The 19,704-nt window shown below is 69.0% G+C and carries 17 protein-coding genes; 5 read left to right on the top strand and 12 right to left on the bottom strand.

Going from position 1 to position 19,704, the window contains the following annotated elements:
• Positions 1 to 58: 58 nt before the first annotated feature.
• The 7 genes from EV138_RS33870 to EV138_RS33840 all read right to left on the bottom strand — a co-directional run bounded on the left by EV138_RS33870 (position 59) and on the right by EV138_RS33840 (position 9,268).
• Positions 59 to 571 (bottom strand): beta-class carbonic anhydrase, encoded by a 513-nt coding sequence (locus tag EV138_RS33870; RefSeq protein WP_133984138.1) that lies wholly within the window; start codon positions 569 to 571, stop codon positions 59 to 61.
• Complete coding sequence (locus EV138_RS33865) at positions 568 to 1,509, bottom strand: ferredoxin family protein (RefSeq protein WP_238158550.1); 942 nt, start codon at positions 1,507 to 1,509, stop codon at positions 568 to 570. The genes EV138_RS33870 and EV138_RS33865 overlap by 4 nt, the downstream gene beginning before the upstream one ends.
• Positions 1,510 to 1,577: 68 nt before the next feature.
• Positions 1,578 to 3,251: an MFS transporter gene (locus tag EV138_RS33860; RefSeq protein ID WP_133984133.1), complete on the bottom strand. Its 1,674-nt coding sequence runs from the start codon at positions 3,249 to 3,251 to the stop codon at positions 1,578 to 1,580.
• Entirely contained in the window at positions 3,248 to 3,949 is a 702-nt protein-coding gene (locus EV138_RS33855; RefSeq protein WP_133984131.1) for an LppX_LprAFG lipoprotein, read from the bottom strand. Before EV138_RS33855 ends, EV138_RS33860 begins: the two co-directional genes overlap by 4 nt.
• 4 nt (positions 3,950 to 3,953) lie before the next feature.
• Positions 3,954 to 6,404, bottom strand: a complete 2,451-nt coding sequence (locus tag EV138_RS33850) for a DNA gyrase/topoisomerase IV subunit A (protein WP_133984129.1) — start codon at positions 6,402 to 6,404, stop codon at positions 3,954 to 3,956.
• 111 nt (positions 6,405 to 6,515) lie between these two features.
• A complete protein-coding gene (locus tag EV138_RS33845) occupies positions 6,516 to 8,501 on the bottom strand; it encodes an FtsX-like permease family protein (protein WP_133984127.1) in 1,986 nt (661 codons plus the stop codon).
• The gene (locus EV138_RS33840) at positions 8,501 to 9,268 is read right to left on the bottom strand and encodes an ABC transporter ATP-binding protein (protein WP_133984125.1); all 768 of its coding nucleotides are present in this window, start codon (positions 9,266 to 9,268) and stop codon (positions 8,501 to 8,503) included. The genes EV138_RS33845 and EV138_RS33840 overlap by 1 nt, the downstream gene beginning before the upstream one ends.
• 109 nt (positions 9,269 to 9,377) lie before the next feature.
• On the opposite strand from EV138_RS33840, the gene EV138_RS33835 reads away from it, so the two are divergent.
• From EV138_RS33835 to EV138_RS33820, 4 genes are read left to right on the top strand one after another with little or no spacing between them, the layout of a single operon-like run.
• Positions 9,378 to 10,643, top strand: coding sequence for a sensor histidine kinase (locus EV138_RS33835; protein ID WP_133984123.1), 1,266 nt, complete (start codon positions 9,378 to 9,380; stop codon positions 10,641 to 10,643).
• Positions 10,625 to 11,278, top strand: coding sequence for a response regulator transcription factor (locus EV138_RS33830; RefSeq protein ID WP_133984121.1), 654 nt, complete (start codon positions 10,625 to 10,627; stop codon positions 11,276 to 11,278). The genes EV138_RS33835 and EV138_RS33830 overlap by 19 nt, the downstream gene beginning before the upstream one ends.
• Positions 11,279 to 11,305: 27 nt before the next feature.
• Entirely contained in the window at positions 11,306 to 11,719 is a 414-nt protein-coding gene (locus EV138_RS33825) for a CoA-binding protein (protein WP_133984119.1), read from the top strand.
• Positions 11,720 to 11,743: 24 nt separating this feature from the next.
• Positions 11,744 to 12,166 carry a TIGR03667 family PPOX class F420-dependent oxidoreductase gene (locus EV138_RS33820; RefSeq protein ID WP_133984117.1) on the top strand — a complete coding sequence of 141 codons (423 nt, stop codon included), beginning with the start codon at positions 11,744 to 11,746 and terminating at the stop codon, positions 12,164 to 12,166.
• A gap of 15 nt (positions 12,167 to 12,181) precedes the next feature.
• On the opposite strand, the gene EV138_RS33815 is transcribed toward EV138_RS33820, so the two are convergent.
• The 5 genes from EV138_RS33815 to EV138_RS33795 form a co-directional block, all read right to left on the bottom strand.
• Positions 12,182 to 12,640 carry a VOC family protein gene (locus EV138_RS33815; RefSeq protein WP_133984115.1) on the bottom strand — a complete coding sequence of 153 codons (459 nt, stop codon included), beginning with the start codon at positions 12,638 to 12,640 and terminating at the stop codon, positions 12,182 to 12,184.
• Positions 12,641 to 12,773: 133 nt separating this feature from the next.
• Positions 12,774 to 13,022 carry a DUF2630 family protein gene (locus EV138_RS33810; protein ID WP_133984113.1) on the bottom strand — a complete coding sequence of 83 codons (249 nt, stop codon included), beginning with the start codon at positions 13,020 to 13,022 and terminating at the stop codon, positions 12,774 to 12,776.
• Positions 13,019 to 13,786, bottom strand: coding sequence for an ABC transporter permease (locus EV138_RS33805; protein WP_133984111.1), 768 nt, complete (start codon positions 13,784 to 13,786; stop codon positions 13,019 to 13,021). Before EV138_RS33805 ends, EV138_RS33810 begins: the two co-directional genes overlap by 4 nt.
• Positions 13,787 to 13,829: 43 nt before the next feature.
• Complete coding sequence (locus EV138_RS33800) at positions 13,830 to 15,539, bottom strand: AMP-binding protein (RefSeq protein WP_133984109.1); 1,710 nt, start codon at positions 15,537 to 15,539, stop codon at positions 13,830 to 13,832.
• Between the two features lie 234 nt (positions 15,540 to 15,773).
• Positions 15,774 to 16,922 carry an ArsB/NhaD family transporter gene (locus EV138_RS33795; protein WP_133984107.1) on the bottom strand — a complete coding sequence of 383 codons (1,149 nt, stop codon included), beginning with the start codon at positions 16,920 to 16,922 and terminating at the stop codon, positions 15,774 to 15,776.
• A 43-nt stretch (positions 16,923 to 16,965) separates the two neighbouring features.
• On the opposite strand from EV138_RS33795, the gene EV138_RS33790 reads away from it, so the two are divergent.
• Positions 16,966 to 19,701, top strand: a complete 2,736-nt coding sequence (locus tag EV138_RS33790; protein ID WP_133984105.1) for a bifunctional acetate--CoA ligase family protein/GNAT family N-acetyltransferase — start codon at positions 16,966 to 16,968, stop codon at positions 19,699 to 19,701.
• Positions 19,702 to 19,704 lie beyond the last annotated feature (3 nt).

Below are 19,704 nucleotides of genomic sequence, written 5' to 3'. Positions count from 1 at the left end.
CAGATCTGACAGGCCGGCCGAGAGATCCGGATGTCGGACCTCTCGGCGGGCGAGGCCGTCAGTTGATCTGGGTGAGGTGACCGGTGTCCACGTCGTACATGAAGCCGCCGACCAGGATGTCGTCACCGATCAGCGGGTGTTCGCGGACGGCGGAGACGTCGTGCCGCAGGGCTTCGAGCTGGTCGGGGATGACGTTGAGCGGCAGGTAGCCGGCCGGCTTGCCGGCGGCCAGTTCGACCTTGGCGCGCATGGCGTCCTCGGTCATCGAGGCCATCGCGCACCGGGTGTGCGGGATGATCATGATCCGGCGTACGCCGAGCAGCTGGACGCCGAGGACGAGGCCCGTCAGGGTCAGCTCGGTGACCCGGGCACCGGCGCTGCGCAGGACCTTCGCGTCGCCGGGCTTCAGGCCGAGCATCTCCAGCGGGGGGATGCGCGAGTCCATGCAGGTGACCACGCCGATCCCGGCGTGGGCGATGCCGTCGAATCCGCTGTAGGCGAAGTTCGCGGCGTAGTCGGCGTTCGCGGCGAGCAGGTCCTCGAAGCCGCTGGGCAGCACTGGGTTGGTCATCCGAGCTCTCCCCCGATGATGGTTCCGGCACGCAGGATCGACATGGTGAACGGCTCCTTTCCACAGGACTCCGGGCGGGGAGGGTCTACGGATTCGCTGGTGACGGGGACCGTCCAGGTCCGGCCGTCGGTGTGGCTGACCGTGACGGTCTCCAGGTCTTCCGCGATGACGCCGAGACTGTCCAGGCCGGCCTCGCCGATGAGGTGGCGGACAGCGATCTCGGCGACCTGGCCGCGCTTGGACCAGGTGGTCCGGCCGCGCAGGTTGGTCACTATCGTCTCACCACGGTCGGACGCGGCGAGCACGGCGGTGGCTGTTTCGAGGTCGAGCCGCCCGTGCATGGTTCCGGACGGCAGCAAGGTGGCGGTCGGTGCGAACCGGTGACCGCCGAGGTGGTCGGCCTCCCAGACCCGGCCGGGCGCCAGAGCGGAGAGCGCGTTGACGATCGGGCGGCCGAGCAGCGCGCAGCACTCGTCGCGCTTGCCGTTCGTACAGACCAGCAGGACGCTTTGCGTCACCGGGGCCAGGTCGGGGAGGGATGCCAGTACGGCGTCCGCGTCACCTCGGCGTACGGCTTCCAGGTCCAGCGCCGACAGCTCCACTGGGTCGGCCACGCGGCCGCCGAGCAGCCAACTGCGTCCGGGGATGGTGCAGGCCACGTAGACCTGGTGAGCGCGAGGCGTTGCGTCGGCATGCTTGCCGGGGGAGCGGATCAGTCCGAACCGTAGGTCGGCCTTCTTGCACGCGTCGTCGAACCGGCCGCCGAACTCCGGGTCGAGATGACTCTGGGTGGCGGCCTTGGCGCCCCACGGACCGGGCTGCTCGACGACGACCCACCCGGTGGCGACGACCGCCGTACCGGGAAGTGGTTCGTTCAGCTGCCGGCAGATGGTCGAGCACAGGCCCGGCCGACCGGTGGCGTCGGTTGTCGCACTCACGGGCCTCACGGTACGCGAGCCGTCCATACGATCGCATGACTGTCGTCACCCGTGGACAGTTGGCTGCCTCACGCCGCCGTACTGCGTGCGTCGACCGGCCGCCGCCCGAGCAGCAGGACGGCCAGTACCGCGGCCGCGAACGCGCAGACCGCCGCTCCGGCGAAGATCGTGTGCACTTGTGAAATCCCCGCCTCGCGGAGCGCGTCCACGTATGGGCGGCAGGAGCCCGGAGCATTCGGGCAGAGCTCGTTCGGCGACGGTATGTCGTTTACCACTGTGTAGTAGCGGCGCAGGCCGAGCGCAGTCAGCACGGAGACGCCGACGAGCATGCCGACCATCCGGGCGACCACCACGAGTGCACTGACCAGTCCGTGGCTGTCGGCGCGAGTGACGGCCAGCATGGCCGTGTTGACCGGCGACAGCGCCAAGCCGAAGCCGAAGCCGCAGCCCAGCAGCACGATCGTGGCCGGGGCGTGCTTGAGTGCCCCGCGCTCCCAGAAGGCCATCAGGACGAACATCGCGCCGGCCAAGGCGAGCCCGACGCCAGTGATCAGCCCGAGGCCGTACCGACGGGTCAGCCAGCCGCCGATGACAGCACCCAATGGCAGGGCGATGAGGAAGCGCAGCAGCACCAGTGCGGCGGCCAGTTGGCCGCCACTCTGAGTGGTGCGCGCGAAGACCGGTACGTCGACCAGCGCTGCGATCAGTGCGGCGCCGACGAGAAAGCTGACCAGTAGCGATCCCCAGGCAGGCCTGGCGCCGAGTAGCCCGCTCGGGATGATGGCCGTCGCGCTGCGGCGCTGCCAGAGCGCGAAGGCGATCGCGAAGACCGCGGCGGCGACCAGCAGCCACGGCCCGGCGGGCGCCATCACCTCACGCTCGGGATCGGCGGTGGCGAAGGCCAGCACTACTCCCGCGAGCGCCAAGGCCAGGAGGAGAGCGCCGATGGCGTCGACCTGGCTGGTGACGTCGGCGAGCGTCTTGCGGTTCTTCACCAGCACAAGGACGAGCCAGAGCACGGCCAGTACGAGTGTGGCGACACCGATCGGGGTCAGTAGCCGGGAGTCGCCGGCGAACGGTACGAACGGCAGGCCGAGCGTCACACCGGTTGCTAGTCGCTCTGGAGCAGTCAAGGTGAGACCGAGGGCGATACAAGCCAGCACGCCGACCGCAGCCGACAGCGGCGGTCTCTGCCGGCCGCGCAGCAACAGGGCGAGCACAACGGCGACAGTGAGGTTCAGCCAGAAGATGTAGCGCCAGTCGGCGATCGCCAGCACCACAGCGCCGAGCAGCGGGCCGAGCACCGAGCCGAGTTCCTGTACTGCGCCGACCACGCCTAGCGGCAGTCCACGTTTGTCGGCCGGCCAGAGGTCGGCCACGAGAGCCAGTGTGGCCGGGATCAGACCGCCCCCGCCTACACCCTGGAGGAATCTGCCGATGACGATCAGCGAGAGGTCGTAGGCCCCTGCGGTGATCAGTGACCCCACTGCGAACAACAGCAGAGCGCCCACGAGCACAGGGGTCCTGCCGACCACGTCGGCGATCCGGCCGATCAGTGGCAGTACGGCGATGTAGCCCAGCAGGAAGCCGGACAGAATCGGTGCGGCCCTTTGCAACTCGTCCGCGGACAGCCCGACACCGGACATCATGTCGGGCAACGCCAGTACGACGACGTAGGTGTCCGCGGCAGCGAAGGCGACAGCAACCGAGGCGAGGCTCAACCGCGCCCTGGGACTGCTCACGGCTTGGTGATCTCTACCTGTTCGCCGTACTTGTCCAGGGTGATGTCGTAGCTGCTGGTGGCGCCGTCGTAGAACGGGCCGCTGATCGTCGCCGACACCAGTTGCTTGCTGTCCTTGTCGATCTTGAAGCTGCTCGGGAAGTCCTGGTCGGCCGGCACCTTCGGGAAGATGCCCTGCAGCGACTTGCCGGTCACCTTGCCGGTCACCTCGGTGAGCACCTTCGAGCCGTCCCGGGTGTCGCCCTTGATGGCCGCGTCCTTCAGACCGGGCAGTACGGCGGTCAGGCCCTTGTTCGGGTCCAGCAGGATCGACGGGTCCGGTGCACCCAGACCCGCCAGCTGCGACGGCGGCAACTCGATGAACTTCGGCGTGAACGACAGCTTGGCGTACACCTTGCTGCCCACGGCAACGACCTGGGCGTCGATGGGTGAACCGGCCGCGCGAACGGTCAGCTTCCCCTTGAACGCCGGCGCGTGCGTCGCCACACCGTCGCCACTGGCCAGCGTCTGCGAGGAATCCGGCAGATCCTTGCCGGTCAGCACGATGTGCACGCTTGCCGCGTCGTCGATGGTCTTCTTGGCCGCGGTCAGCAGCGCGACCGGATCGTCGCCGGACTTGCCGCCGCCGTTGTCCTTCTTGCCACTGCAACCGGTGACGACGAGCAACAGCACCGCGCCGAGCGCGACGAGTCTCTTCATGGGCTCAGCCTGCCAGGTCCGAAGCGCACGCGGCGATCGGCTGCGCCACCGCCACGCCGGAACCGTCGCGACGCGGGTCGATCGGCGGCAGGTCGACCGGCGCCCCGCTGTTCGCGCTGGCCCGGACGGGCGCCGTACCGGCGAACGCCAGCAGCAGGCCGTCCTCGCCCTTGAGCAGACGGTGGCAGCGGACACCGCCGGTACCACGGCCCTTGCCGGGGTACTCGCTGAACGGTGTCACCTTGACCGCGCCGACCTCCGTCCCCGGCAGGGCCGAGGAGGAGCCGGAGATGGTGACGACGTGCGCCTCCTTGTCCGGCGTGAGTGCGCCGAAGAACACCACCTTCGCGCCGCTGCTCAGGCGGACGCCGGCCATGCCGCCCGCAGTACGGCCTTGTGGACGGACCACCGAGGCACCGAAGTGCAGAAGTTGCGCGTCGGAGGTGATGAAGCAGAGTTCCTCTTCACCTGTGCTCAGTTCGACCGCGCCGACGACCTGGTCGCCGTCGTTGAGCCGGATGATCTCCCACGAGTCGCGGTTGCTCAGGTGGTCGGGAACGACCCGCTTCACCACGCCGCCCGCGGTACCGAGGGCTACGCCGACCGAGTCGGGGTCCATCGTGGTCAGCGCGAGGGCCTTCTCTCCCGGTTCGAGCGAGACGAACTCGGCGACCGGAGCGCCACCCTGCAGGTTCGGTGCGTTCGCCGTGGTCGGTACGGCGGGCAGGTCCAGCGACTCGAGCCGGATCAACCGGCCGGTGCTGGTGATGAGCCCGTACTGACCACGGGCCGTGCTCTTGATCGCCGACACGATCGCGTCGTGCTTGGCCCGGCCGTCACCCTCGCCGAACGGCTCGACACCGTTGGTGCGGGCCAGCAGGCCGGTGGAGCTCATCAGCACCCAGCACGGGTCGTCGGTGACCTCCAGCGGTACGGCGGCGGTCTTGGTGGCGCCGGAAGACTCCAGCAGCACCGTCCGGCGCGGCGTGCCGTAGGTCTTGGCGACCTCGGCGAGCTCCTCCGAGACGATCTTCTTCAGCAGCGTCTCGTCCTCGAGGATCGCGGTCAGCTTCTCGATCTCGCGCTCGAGCTCGCCCTTCTCGGTCTCCAGTTCGAGCTTGGAGAACTTGGTCAGCCGGCGCAGCGGCATGTCCAGGATGTAGTTGGTCTGGACCTCGGTCAGGTCGTAGATGTCCATCAACCGGGTCCGGGCGGCGGCCGCGTCGTCGCTGGTCCGGATGATCTGGATGACCTCGTCGATGTCCAGGATCGCGATCAGCAGGCCGTCGACGATGTGCAGCCGGTCCTGCGCCTTCTTCCGGCGGAACTCGCTGCGCCGGCGCGTCACGTCGTAGCGGTGTTGCAGGTAGACGTCGAGCAGTTCGCGCAGGCCGAGCGTGCGGGGCTGGCCGTCGACCAGGCAGACCGCGTTGATGGAGAACGAGTCCTCCAGCGGGGTCAGCTTGTAGAGCTGCTCCAGCAGGGCCTCGGGGACGAAACCGTTCTTGACCTCGATCACCAGCTGGGTGCCGTGCGCGCGGTCGGTCAGGTCCTTGACGTCGGAGATGCCCTGCAGCTTCTTCGCCTGGACCAGGGCCTTGATCTTCTCGATCACCTTCTCCGGGCCGACCGTGTACGGCAGCTCGGTGACCACGATGCCCTTGCGGCGCGGGGTGATGTTCTCGATCCGGGCGGTGGCGCGCATCTTGAAGCTGCCCCGGCCGGTCAGGTAGGCGTCCTTGATGCCTTCCAGGCCGACGATCTTGCCGCCGGTCGGCAGGTCGGGGCCGGGGATGAAGCGCATCAGGTCGTCGAGGTCGGCGTTCGGCGTCTTGATCAGGTGCCGCAGCGCCTGTATCACCTCGACGAGGTTGTGCGGGGCCATGTTGGTGGCCATCCCGACCGCGATCCCGGCGGCGCCGTTGACCAGCAGGTTCGGGAAGGCGGCCGGCAGCACCGACGGCTCTTCCTCGCGGCCGTCGTAGTTGGGCTTGAAGTCGACGACGTTCTCGTCCAGCCCGTTCGTCATCGCCAGCGACGACGGGGCCATCCGGCACTCCGTGTACCGCATCGCGGCCGGGCCGTCGTCGAGGGAGCCGAAGTTTCCGTGCCCGTCGATCAGCGGCAGCCGCATCGACCACGGCTGCGCGGTCCGGACCAGGGCGTCGTAGATCGCGCCGTCACCGTGCGGGTGGTACTTACCCATCACTTCACCGACGACGCGGGCGCTCTTCACATGGCCGCGGTCGGGGCGGATGTTGTTCTCCGCCATCGAGAACAGGATCCGCCGCTGGACCGGTTTCAGCCCGTCCCGGGCATCCGGCAGCGCCCGGGAGTAGATCACCGAGTAGGCGTACTCCAGGAAGCTGCTGCGCATCTCGTCGGAGACGTCGACGTCGAGGATGCGCTCCTCGAAGTCTTCCGGTTCGGCGGTGGTGTTGGTACGGCGTGCCATGCGGTTCTGCGAACTCCTCGATGCCAGCAACTCTTACGAGACGCGCCGCGGCGGTCCGGCGGCAGCGCCATTGTCGCTGCTGCCTCGTCCGGAGCCCAGCACCGACCCACCCTAGTCGCCCACCGCGTCGGCCGGGCTGGTCCTCCGGAGGATGAACGCGGTGGGTGCGGTGGCGGCACCGGTGGCCAGAAGGAGGCACAGAGCGCCGATTCCGAGCAGTAGTGTCCACGGAATCGTGGTCGGAACGTCTCGCAGCCCCTCGGTCATCGCGTGCCGGAGCAGGATTCCGACCGTCGCGGTGATCACGGTGCCGAGCGTCAGGGCGGCGGCGCCGACCAGGGACGACTCCCACAGGACCATCCGGCGGATCTGGGCCGGGGTCGCGCCGAGCAGGCGCGAGGTGACGAACTCGTGGCGGCGCTGGAGGCTGCCCATCAACAGGGTGTTCGCGATCGCGATCCCGCTGTAGAGCCCGGCCGGACCGATCAGCAGTACCAACCCCAACTGGTTTCCCTTCCGGAGCCCCTCGCCTTGTTCTTGTTCCCACGCCTCAGCCCGTACTACGTGCGCTCCGGTGCCGGTCAGTTGCCGGTCGAGCGCGCCGATGAGCTGAGCGGGCTCGACACCGTCGGCCGGCTGCACGAACCAGTGCTCCGGCACGGCCTTGGGCGCGTGCTGCCGGGCGAGGTCGAGCGGGACCAGCAGGGAACCGTTCACGCCGGGCGCATCCGGAAGGACGGCGACGACTCGCAGGCTGCCCTTCGTCCGATCGGCGAAGACGACGCTGATCTCGCTGCCGACCTTGTAGTGCTCGAGACCGGCCATTTCCTTGCCGACAGCAACGGTTTTTCCTTCGAGTTCCACCAGGTCGCCGCTGATCGGCGTCAGGACCCGGGTGCGGGCTGCGACGGCCGGATCGATGCCCTCGCCGTCCTCGAGTTCCGCGGAGTCGCCGTCGGCGCGGATGATCCCGACGCTGATCCCGCCGTCGGCAGCAGCAACGCCCGGCGTCGCGAGAATGCGCTCTCTCAGGTCTCCCGAGTTCTCCGAGGCGGTGATCACGATCGGAGCGGTCAGCGTGTCGCGAATGGTCGCGGTGGCCGCGTCGGCGGCGAAGCTCAGGCTGAGCACCATCGACCCGGCGATCGCCGAGATCGACAGGATCGGCGCCGCCAGCGAGGCGCTCCGGCGCGGGGCCGCGACCACGTTGCTGCGGGCCAGCCGGCCGGACACCTGGGTCCAGCGGACCAGCGGGAGCGCCCAGAGCCGGCCGATCCACGGCACCACCAGCGGCGCGAGCAAGGTCAGCGACACGACGAGGACCATCGGCGTGAACATGGCCAGCGGCACCACCCCTTCACCGGTCCCCGGCTGGATCAGGGCCAGCATCGCGATCGCCCCGGCCAGGAACACCAGCCCGAACAGCACCCGGACCACGCCGATCTGCGGCGGCTCGAGTGCGGCCTCGCGCAGTGCCTCGACCGGTCCGACCCGACCGGCCCGGCGCGCGGCCGAGCGGGCACCCAGCAGTGCCACCACCAGCCCCACGACGATCGCGATGCCGAGCGGGATCCACGGGCTCGCCGGTTCGAGCTTCACCGGGGCGAGCTCGGTGTACGACGCCTTCGCCAACAGGAACGGGGTGACCAACTGAGCCAGCACCGCTCCCGTGAGCGAAGCGGCCAGGGCAACCACCAGCGCTTCGCCGAACACCATCCGGCGAACCTGCCGAGGCGTGGCGCCGATCAGCCGGAGCAACCCGACCTCCCGGCGGCGCGATGCCACCGCGAACGCGAACGTGCTGGCGATGACGAAGATCGTGATGAAGCCGCTGATCACTCCGACCAGCGAAAGAACCACCTGCAGGCCGGAGGCGTCCGCGCCCGACAGCACGACCCGTTCGGAATGGGGCTCGGCACCGTCCGTGCCGGGAAGGTTCACGAGAACGCTGTCGGCCTCCGGCCCGTGGTACGCGATGGTGGCTGCCGTCGCGGTGGCGGCGAGGCCGAGCATGAACACTCCGACGGCGAGTGCGACGAACGAACCGGCGTACAGGGGGAGGTGACGGCGTACCGTTTGACGGCTGAGGGCGAACATCAGCGCTCCAGGTCGCTCATCGCGGCCGCGATCTGAGCCGGGGTCCCGTGGTCGAGAGAGCCCGCGACGAGGCCGTCGGACAGGAACAGCACGCGTGAGGCGTAGGCAGCGGCGACCGGGTCGTGGGTGACCATCACCACCGTCTGTCCCGCCCGATCGGTTGCCTCGCGCAACAAACCCAGGATCTGCCGGCTGGTCTGGCTGTCCAGCGCACCCGTCGGCTCGTCGGCGAAGAAGACAGCCGGCCGGGTGATCAGCGCACGGGCGATCGCGACCCGCTGCTGCTGACCACCGGACAGTTCCGCGGGGCGCCGTTTGGCCTTGTCCGCCAGGCCGACCTGGTCCAGGACCGCGAGCACATCCTGGCGGCCGGGCCGGAGTCCGGTCAGGCGCAGGGGGAGCGCGACGTTGTCGAAGACGGTCAGTGAGGGCAACAGGTTGTACGCCTGGAAGACGAACCCCATCTGCTTGCGGCGCAGCTTGGTGAGTTCGACCTCACCGAGTCCCTGCAGCCTGATGCCGCCGAGCAGCACCGTCCCGGCCGTGGGCTGATCCAGCCCGGCCGCGCACTGCAGCAAGGTGGACTTCCCCGAGCCCGACGGACCCATCACAGCGGTGAACGATCCCTGCTGGAAGTGGTACGTCACGCCCCGCAGGGCTTGAACAGCGCCGGCCTTGGACTCGTAGGTCTTGGTGACCCCGTCGAGCAGCAGGGCAGGCGGTTCACTCGGTACGACGGTGTGGCGCGTCGGCGCGGTGCTGGTCATGGTTCCAGCCAACCGCCGCGCACCTGGTTTCACCCTGGTCTACAGGGGAGTACCGCGGTAGCGCGCACGCTACCGCGCTGGAGCCAGGTGCGGCCCTAGGGTTGGGGAAATGAACACGGCCTGGGCAGCGCTCACTTCGAGGCGGTACCTCGTCTCCTCTTGGCCCTGGCGCAGCTATGCCTATCTCCTGAGCTCGGTCCCGGCCGGTGCTGCGACGATCACCGTGCTGATCGGTGCGGCGGCAGTCAGCGCACTCCTGAGCCCCATCCTGGTCGGCGTACTGCTGCTGACCGGGTTTCCGCTCCTCGGAGTGCTGGTCGGCATCATGGAGCGCTACCGAGCCCGGTTGATGATGCCGGCGGGGATCAGCAGCCCTCACGCGCAGATGCCGCAGTCGACAAGGCTGCGGGAGCGGCTGCGGTTCCGGCGCCGCGAGCAGGCGTCGGTGCGGGCTCTCGGCTACGGGTTCCTCTTCGGCGTCTTCCTCTGGCCGCTCAACGCACTGTTCGCCGGTGTCAGCCTGTCGGTGCTGGGCATCACGCTGGTGGCGCCGTTCATCGCCGACGGCGACGAGATCGGCATGGGGCCGTGGACGCTGACCACCTTCTGGGAGGGCCTGCTGTTCCTGGTCCTCTTCGGGCCGATCTGGTTCACGGTCAGTTCGTACCTGCTGGGCTGGCTCGCGGCCGGCCAGGCCGAGCTCGCCAAGGTGATGCTCGGACCACGTGAGGACGAACTCCGTCGCAACCTCGCCGATCTACGTCGGTCCCGGCTGGACCTCGTCGACGCGTTCGAGACCGAGCGGGCCAGGATCGAACGGCACCTGCACGACGGCGTCCAGCAGCGGCTGGTCGGCCTGACGATGACCCTCGGCCTGGCCGAACTCGACCTGCCCGAGGGGGAGGGGCGCCGGTTGGTGGTGAAGGCGCACGGTGAGGCCGAGGCCGCTCTCGCCGACCTGCGGGAGGCCGTGCGTGGCATTCATCCGCGGGTACTGATCGACCACGGGCTGGAGGCCGCCGTACGGGAGGTCGCGGATCGCAGTCCGCTGCCGGTGACCGTTCGGATGGAGCTGCCGCGGCGGTTGCCCGCGCCGATCGAGGCCGCGGCGTACTTCGTCGTCAGCGAGGCACTCGGCAACGTGGCGAAGCATGCGCAGGCGAGCCGGTGTGAGGTGGACGGCTGGATCGTCGACGACCAATTGGTCGTCACGATCACCGACGACGGCATCGGCGGCGCGAATCCCGCGGGTGGGACCGGACTCACCGGGCTGGTGACCAGGCTGGACGCGTTGGGAGGCACACTCGACCTGACCAGCCCACCCGGTGGGCCGACCCGATTGAGGATGGAGAGCCCGTGCCGGCTCGACGACTGAGCATCGTCCTGGCTGAGGATTCGCTGCTGTTGCGGGAAGGTCTGGCGAGCATCCTGGATCGCGCCGGCCACGAAGTGCGGGATGCGGTGGGTGACGCGGACACGTTGCTGGCCGTGGTGCGCAAGGAGCCGCCCGACGTGGTGATCACCGACGTACGGATGCCGCCCGGGCACAGCGACGAGGGTCTGCGCGCGGCCGCGGCGATCCGGTCCGAGCTGCCCGGCATCGGGATCCTGGTGCTTTCGCAGTACGTCGCGGACGCGTACCTGTCGTCGCTGCTGGAGTCGACGACCGGCGGGATCGGGTACCTGCTGAAGGACCGGGTCGGGCATGTGACCGAGTTCCTGGCTTCGTTGGACCGGGTCGCCGACGGCGGCACGGTGGTTGATCCCGAGGTGGTTCGTCAACTGCTGGCCCGGCGGCGCGACGACGGGCCGCTCGCGGCATTGACGCCGCGTGAGCTGGAGGTGCTCGCGTTGATGGCCGAGGGGCGGGTGAACTCGTCGATCGCCGAGCAGTTGGTGGTGAGCGAGGCGGCGGTCCGCAAACACGTCGGCAACATCTTCGCCAAGCTGCACCTCGACGACGGCCGCGACCGCCGCGTCTCGGCTGTGCTGACTTATCTGCGTGGCTGATCTTGGCTGGTGATAGAGGATGGGCGCATGGCATGGGCCGATGAGAGTGACATCCGCCAGATCCTCGCCGACTGCCAGACGTGGGCAGTGGTGGGGCTGTCGAACAACACCAGCCGGGCGGCGTACGGCGTGGCACGGTTCCTGCAGGGACACGGGAAACGCATCGTGCCGGTGCATCCGTCGGCGGAGACGGTGCACGGCGAGCCGGGGTACGCGTCGCTGGCGGACATCCCGTTCGCCGTGGACTGTGTCGACGTGTTCGTCCGGTCCGAGCTGGCCGGGGCGATCGCGGACGAGGCGGTCGGAATCAACGCCCGGGCGGTGTGGTTCCAACTGGATGTCATGGATGCGGACGCCTACACCCGAACGACGGCAGCGGGCTTGACGATGGTGATGAACCGCTGCCCGGCGATCGAGTGGGGACGCCTGGGTCCGTCCTGAGCTGTCTACGGAAGGTCGTCTCCGATGTTCTCGATCGACACCAGCACCTCCTTCGGCGCACGGATCGCTCGTCAGCTCGACGACGAGCTGGTGATCTGGCTGACCACGGTCGCCCCGTCCGGTACGCCGGCGCCGACGCCGGTGTGGTTCCTCTGGAACGACGGCCAACTCCTGATCGCCAGTCAGCCGAACACGGCCAAGCTCCGCAACATCGGCGCCGGCGCACGCGTCTCCGCGAACTTCAACGCGACCTTCTACGGCGGCGAGGTCGGCGTACTCACCGGCTCCGCGGTGATCGCCGACGCCGGATTCACCGACGAAGAACGAGCCGCTTACACCACGAAGTACGCCGAACGCATCGCCAACCTGGGCATGTCAGCCGACGAGTTCCACGACAGCTACTCGGTCCTCATCCGCGTCACCCCGGACAAACTCCGCGGCTTCTGACCTGACGCGCTCGGGTCAGCTTCCTGCAACGAGCTCAGCCAGCCGCTTCTCGATCTCCTCGACCGACACCTCGCGAAGCTGCTGATCGAACGCCCACCGATGTCCCGACGGGTCGAGGATCTCCCCGGTCCGAACACCCCAGAACGCGTCGTGAACCTCGGCGCTGACGGTCGACCCAGCGGCGACAGCCTGCCGCATCGCCGCGTCAGCATCCGCGACCACCAGCCGATAAGCGGCCACCGACGTACCGGTTGCCGACGGCGTAGCGAGCTTGGTGCCAGGAACGGGCGCCGCCAGAGCCACGGCCAAACCGTGTACGTCGAGCTCGGCGGTCGCGACCGCACCGCCAGGCATCCGAAGAACCCGGGTCACGGTCGCCCCCAACGCCGCCTGATACCAGCTGACGCTCTTGTCCACATCCTCAACCACCAGGTGCAACGCAAACCCGCGCACGATCTCGGACGATTGACTCATCTGTTTCCTCCACCCACTCGAACAGTTCCACCGCTACGACGGCACAGCAGACGAGAATGTGAGCGCCGTGCGCCCGAACGTTGTCCGAGCCGTGACGGAGGAGACGCGAAAGGGTGCGTCGTACGGGGTCAGATCAGTTCAGGTAGCCCTCGACGACGTCGGCCGGGCGGGGTTGGGCGGTCTCGGGGTCGTCGCCGAACTCGCGCTTGGCGCGGCGCTGGCGGAGGAGGTCCCAGCACTGGTCGAGTTCGACCTCGAGCTTGTGCAGGCGGGCCTTCTCCTCGTCGTCGGCGACCTGGCCGGCGGCGTGCTTGGTACGGAGTTCGTGCTCTTCGGCAACGAGTTCGTCGATCCGGCTGAAGAGGCTCTTGTCGTCGCTCATGAGGAAACGGTACGCCCGTCGGGCAACGACGAGCGCGCCAGGAGCTCGGTGGTGACCAGGATGGCGATCGACCCCGCGGCGAGCAGACCGATCAGTACGACGAGTTGCAGCGCGGCCGCCGCCGTCGGTGAAGCTCCACCGAGCACCATGCCGACGAACGCCCCCGGCAGCGTCACGAGCCCGACCGTCCGCGTCTGGTCGAGCGCCGGCAGCAGCGCGTCCCCCGCCACCGGCCCGGCCACCAGCTTGAACGCATCCGGCTGCAGGAGCCCGATCGACAACCCGGCCTCGAACTCGCCGAACCGCCCGCCGTACTCCGACAACAGCCGTCGCCCGGCGAGCGTGGTCGCGTTCATCGCGCCGCCGACCACGATGCCGCCCATCGGAAGGATGCTCCCCGGATTGCGCGGCACAACGCCGGGAAGCACCAGGAGCAGCAACACCACAGCGGCCCCGCCGCCGATCGCGGCCGCGCAGTACGCGTACTGACCCGGCACCACCGCGACGTGCCGGATGCGGCGCGCACTGGTGATGGTCGCGATGGTCATCATCATCAGGATGAAGGCGAGCGTGCCCCAGATCGACTTCAGCGCAAAGCCGACCACGGCCCCGACCACGGCCAGCTGAACCAGGGCGCGCAGGGCGGCGGTGACGATGCCCTTGTCGTGCCGCAGCGACGCCAGCCGCGATCCCACGACAGCGATGGCGACCAGCAGTGGCAGTACTACGACGGCCGCGATTCCCAGTCCGGTGTCGTGCGACATCCGCCTATTGCAGCACGCTCACCGCGTCCGGCAGCGGATCTCGTCAGGCGTCGCGGAAGTCGGCTTCGTCATAGGTGTACTGGGTGGACTCGCCGCTGCTGACCTTGGCCGCCTCGTCCGCCCGCAGTTCGACGCGACGGATCTTGCCGGAGATCGTCTTCGGCAGCTCGGCGAACTCGATCCGCCGGATGCGCTTGTACGGCGCCAGGTGGTCCCGGCAGAACTGCAAGATCTCCTCCGCCAGCTCCCGCGACGGCTCCCGCCCAGCAGCCAGTACGACGTACGCCTTGGGCACGGCCAGCCGCACAGGATCAGGCGACGGGACCACCGCTGCTTCGGCGACGGCCGGGTGCTCGATCAGCACGGACTCCAGCTCGAACGGCGAGATCCGGTAGTCGCTGGCCTTGAACACGTCGTCCGACCGCCCGACGTAGGTGATGTAGCCGTCCTCGTCGCGGCTCGCGACGTCTCCGGTGTGGTAGAAACCGCCGCGCATCGCCTCGTCGGTCATGTCCTTGGCGTCGCGGTAGCCACGCATCAGCGGCACCGGCGGGGGAGCGAGCTCGATACAGATCTCGCCGTCGTCGCCGACCTCGTCGGTCGCCGGGTCGACCAGCGCGATCGAGTACCCCGGCAGCGGCCGGCCCATCGAGCCGAGCTTCACCGGCTGACCGGGCGGGTTGCCGATCTGGGCCGTGGTCTCGGTCTGGCCGTAGCCGTCGCGGATGGTGATGCCCCAGGCGTTGCGGACCTGCTCGATCACCTCGGGATTGAGCGGCTCGCCCGCCGAGATGCACTCGCGGATCTGGACCTCGACCGCGGACAGTTCGGCCTGGATGAGCATCCGCCAAACGGTCGGCGGCGCACAGAACGTCGTCACGCCGTAGGTCTGCAGGACCTGGAGCATCTTCTCGGCGTCGAAGCGGGTGTAGTTGTAGAGGAAGACGGTCGCGCCGGCGTTCCAGGGCGCGAACACGTTGCTCCAGGAGTGCTTGGCCCAGCCCGGCGAGGACACGTTGAGGTGGACGTCGCCCGGTTGCAGGCCGATCCAGTACATCGTGGAGAGGTGACCGACCGGGTAGCTCACCTGGGTGTGCTCGACCAGCTTGGGCTGACTCGTCGTACCGGAGGTGAAGTAGAGCAGCAGGGAGTCGTCGGCGGCTGTGTCCACGTCGGGAACTGGCCCGTCGTACGAGCGTGAGTCGTCGTAGTCGAGCCAGTTGTCCACAGGTCCGCCGACGGCGACGCGGATGCAGTGATCGGCGATACCTTCATAGCGAGGAGCATCGGAGGAGGCGGTGACGACGGCCCGTACGCCGCCGCGGCTGATCCGGTCGGCCAGGTCGGCGTCGGTGAGCAGCGTGGTCGCCGGGATCATCACCGCGCCGGCCCGGATGCAGCCGAGCATGACCTCCCACAGCGGCACGGTGTTGCCGAGCACGATGAGCACCCGGTCGCCCGGGAGAAGGCCGGCGTGGGTGAGCCACCCGGCGACCTGCCGCGACCGCTCGGCCATCTCCCCGTAGGTCAGGGAGTTCACCTCGCCGTCCTCCTCGACGATGGTGAGCGCCGCGACGTCCGGCTGCTCGACCGCGAGCGCGTCGAACCAGTCGCGGGCCCAGTTGAACCTGTCGAAGGACGGCCAGCTGAAGTCGCGGTACGCGGTGTCGTAGTCCTCGCGGTGCGCGATCAGGAAGTCCCGCGCGTCGCGAAAGGCCCGGGTGTTGTCCGAGGTGCTCTGTTCCTCGCTCATGGACCGCACTATTACCCAGTCGGATGCAGGAGGCAATCGCCCTCGCGCAACGGCGCGCGATCGGCTCACCGGACCGCCGTCGCGGCCGTCTTCGAGGGGCTGGAACCGAGTTGGACATCATGAATGGATCGGACTACAGTCGAACACATGTTCGATCACTGGTCCATTCCGTGGGTCCGCTGGCCTCGCCGCCGGCGGGCTGCCTCGACCTCGGCCGACGGTCCGTCTTCGGAGTCAGCCGAGGTTGAGGGCCAGGACCGTCCCGATCAGGACGATCGGGGTCAGCACGAGACCACGCCAGAGGAACGACCACCAGGAGATCCGCACGCCCGCGGCGAGGCAGCGATCCCGCCAGAGCAGGGTGGCCAGCGAGCCCCAGAGGGTGAGCAGGCAGCCGCAGTTCACCCCGATCAGCAGCAGCATCATCCGGTGGCCGTTCGCCGCGGCCACCGGTTCCATCGCGAGGTAGGCCGGCAGGTTGTCGACCGCATTCGCGCCGAAAGCCGCTGTTCCGGTCAGCCGCAGGTCGGCCGCCAGGCCCTGGCCGTGGGTGCCCGCGATGGACCCGAGTAGGCCTTCCAGCCCGTGCGCGGTGAGTGCGCCGACGACGAGGAACAGCCCGACCACCGTGATGACCAACTGCCACGGGATGAGGGCCCAGGTGAGCTCGGAACGTCGGCGTACGGCGAACAGGACGACCAGAGCGACCGCGCCGATGCTCGCCGGGATCGCGACCTGGATCCCCGTGACGAACGCCGGTCCGAGCGCGATGCAGACTCCGGCCGACCCCCAGAACAGGACCTTGTCGTCGAGCCCGGGCGTCTCCGGTACGACATACGTGCGGCGCAGGTCGCGGTGGAACAGCAAGGCGAGCACGACCACGGTGATGACGACGGCCGCGATCGCCGGTCGCCAGCTCAGGCCGAGGTAGTCCCGAAGTCCCAGCCCGAGCTGGTCGAAGCGGTGCAGGGCCAGCAGATTCGTGAGATTCGACACCGGAAGGAGCAGTGACGCCGTGCCGGCCAGCCAGACGGTGGTGAAGGCGAACAGCTTCGGCGGGATGTCGAGTTGCCGCGCCATCGCCAGGACCACCGGAGTCAGCAGGACGGCGCAGGTGTCGAGCGAGAGCACCACGGTCAACGCCGTGGCCAAGATCACCACCAGCAGCCAGAGTCGCCAGGTCCTGCCCCGGCCGAGGTGGGCCGCTTCGCGCGCAGCGACCTCGAACACCTTGGCGGCGTCGGCAAGCCCGGCGATCACGGTGACAGCGACCAGGAAGACCAGCACAGGGGCGATCCGCTCGATCACGTCCAGTGCGTCGCCGGGCCTCAGCAACCCGGTGGCGACCGCGACAAGGCCCCCGAGCGCACTCAACCACCACATGAAATTGCGTCCTCCGAATCCGTTGCTTGAGTACGCTGGCCGAGTGACGACGCCGGAGCAGCAGCCGCAGCGACCGGCCCAGTATGGCCCGAGCCGCCCCGTCGACCTGCCGCCCGGCTATCCGGCGGAGTACGAGGCGGACGTGGTACTGCGGGACGGGGCGACCGCCCATCTGCGGCCCATCACCCCCGACGACGCCGACCTGCTCGTCGCGTTCTACGCACGGGTCTCCGAGCAGTCGAAGTACTACCGCTTCTTCGCGCCGTATCCGGAGCTGTCCGATCGCGATGTCGCCAGGTTCACCCAGGTGGACTACTCCGATCGGCTCGCGCTGATCGTCACGGTCGGCGACGCGATGATCGGCGTCGGCAGGTACGAGCGGACCGGCCGGCGGACCGCGGAGGTCGCGTTCCTGATCGAGGACGCCCACCAGGGCCGGGGCCTCGGGCAACTGTTGCTCGAGCATCTGGCCCAGGCGGCCCGCGAGCACGGCATCGCCCGGTTCGTCGCCGAGGTGCTGCCGGACAACCGCAAGATGATCACGGTTTTCACCGAGGCCGGCTACAAGGTGGCCCGCGAGTTCGAGGACGGCGTGATCGTGGTCGAGTTCGACATCGCGCCGACCGACACGTCGTTCGGGGTCATGCAGGCTCGCGAGCAGCGGTCCGAGGCGCTCTCGATCGCCCGGTTGCTGACACCGGCGAGTGTCGCGGTGATCGGGGCGAGCCGGCGTGAGGGCACGATCGGCAACGCGCTCCTGCGCAACATGCGCGACAGCGGCTTCCCGGGCCGGCTGTATGCGGTGAACGCGGAGACGACCGAGGACGAGATCGAGGGCGTACCGGCGTACCGGACGATTCGGGAGGTCAGCGAGAAGGTCGACCTCGCCGTCGTGGCCGTCCGGGCCGAGATGGCGGTCGATGTGGTGCTGGACTGTGCCGCCAAAGGCGTTCGCGGGCTGGTGGTGGTGTCGAGCGGCTTCGCCGAGATCGGCGACGAGGGCCGCAAGCGCCAGCGGCAACTGGTCGGCCTCGCCCGGTCGTACGGGATGCGCGTGATCGGGCCGAACGCGCTCGGCGTCATCAACACCGCGCCAGGCGTCAGCTTGAACGCGACCCTTTCGCCGGTGATGCCGAGCCGCGGCCGCGTCGCCTTCTTCTGCCAGTCGGGCGCATTGGGGGTCTCGATCCTCGCGGACATGACGGGCCGTGGCCTCGGCCTGTCGAGCTTCGTCTCCGCCGGCAACCGGGCGGATGTCTCCGGCAACGACCTGATGCAGTACTGGTACTCCGACGAGGCGACCGAGGTCGTCCTGCTCTACCTGGAGTCCCTCGGCAACCCGCGCAAGTTCAGTCGGGTCGCCCGCCGGCTGGCCGGGCGCAAGCCGGTGATCGCGCTGAAGTCCGGCCGGGCCACCCAGGGCGTCCCGCTCGGGCACACGGTCCGCCGCAGTTCGTTGCCGCCAGCAACCGTCGACTCGCTGTTCCGGCAGAGCGGGCTGATCGGCGTGGACACCAACGGCGAGTTGTTCGACGTCGCCCAGTTGATGGCCCACCAGCCGCTGCCGAAGGGGCGCCGGGTCGCGATCGTGAGCAACTCCGACGCGCTGACGCTGCTCGCTCTCGACACGGTCGCCAGCACCGGCCTCGACGTAGCGGGGGAGCCGCGCACACTCAGCGCCGAGGCGACCGCCGCCGACTTCGGCGCCGCGCTCAGCGAGGTGTTCGCCGACGACCGCGTGCACTCGGTCGTCGTCATCTTCACCCCGCCGGTCCAGTCGAACGGAGCCGAAGTCGCTCAGGTCCTGGCAGCGGCCGCCGCCGGCTCCGACAAGCCGGTCGTCTCCACCTTCCTCGCCTCCCGCAGCGTCCCCGAGCAACTGCGCGTCCCCGACGAGTACGGCGGCGCCGCGCGCGGCTCGATCCCGTCGTACTCCTCACCCCAGTACGCCGTCGGCGCGCTCGCGAAGGTCACGCAGTACGCCGAGTGGCGGCGTCGCGCCGACAGCAGCATCCCGGACCTGCCGGATATCGACACGTCCGGTGCCGAGGCGTTCGTGACGGAGTTCCTGCAGCGGTATCCGAGCGGGGCCGAGCTGGGGGATGAGGATCGGCAGCGGCTGCTCAGTTTCTACGGCATCAGCGTGTTGCCGGCGTTCCCGGTGCTGTCGGCGGACGAGGCGGTCGCGCGGGCCGCGGATCTCGGCTTCGAGGTGATCTTGAAGGCGACCGCTGATCAATGGCGGATGCGGCCCGACCTCGCCGACATCTGGCGGCACATCCACGACGAGGACGACATGCGCAAGGCGTGGGCGGAGATGACGAGCACCTTCGGGGTCGCGTCGGATCCGGGGCGCGCGCAGTTCGTCGTCCAGAAGATGGCGCCGCCGGGGGTGCCGGTGGTGATCTCGGCGCAGGAGGACGTGTCGTTCGGTCCGGTGGTGTCGTTCGGGCTGTCCGGGGTGGCGACGGATCTGCTCGGCGATCGCGCGTACCGGATGCCGCCGCTGACGACGGCCGACGCGGCCGAGATGGTCCGCGAGGTGCGCGCCGCGCCGCTGCTGTACGGCTACCGCGGCTCGGACCCCGTCGACATCGCCGCGATCGAGAACCTCCTGCACCGCGTCGCCCGGCTCACCCTCGAACTCGAAGAGGTCGTCCGCCTCGACCTGCGCTCGGTCCTCGTCTCAGCCGACTCCGCCACCGTCCTCGACACCTCCATTCGGATAGCGCCCAACGAAAAGCCACGACAAGACACTCCAGCCCGTCGTTTGACCTGACGT

This window comes from Kribbella voronezhensis, from assembly GCF_004365175.1.
GTDB classification, from domain to species: Bacteria; Actinomycetota; Actinomycetes; order Propionibacteriales; family Kribbellaceae; genus Kribbella; species Kribbella voronezhensis.
This window is presented reverse-complemented; position numbering and strand designations above follow the sequence as displayed.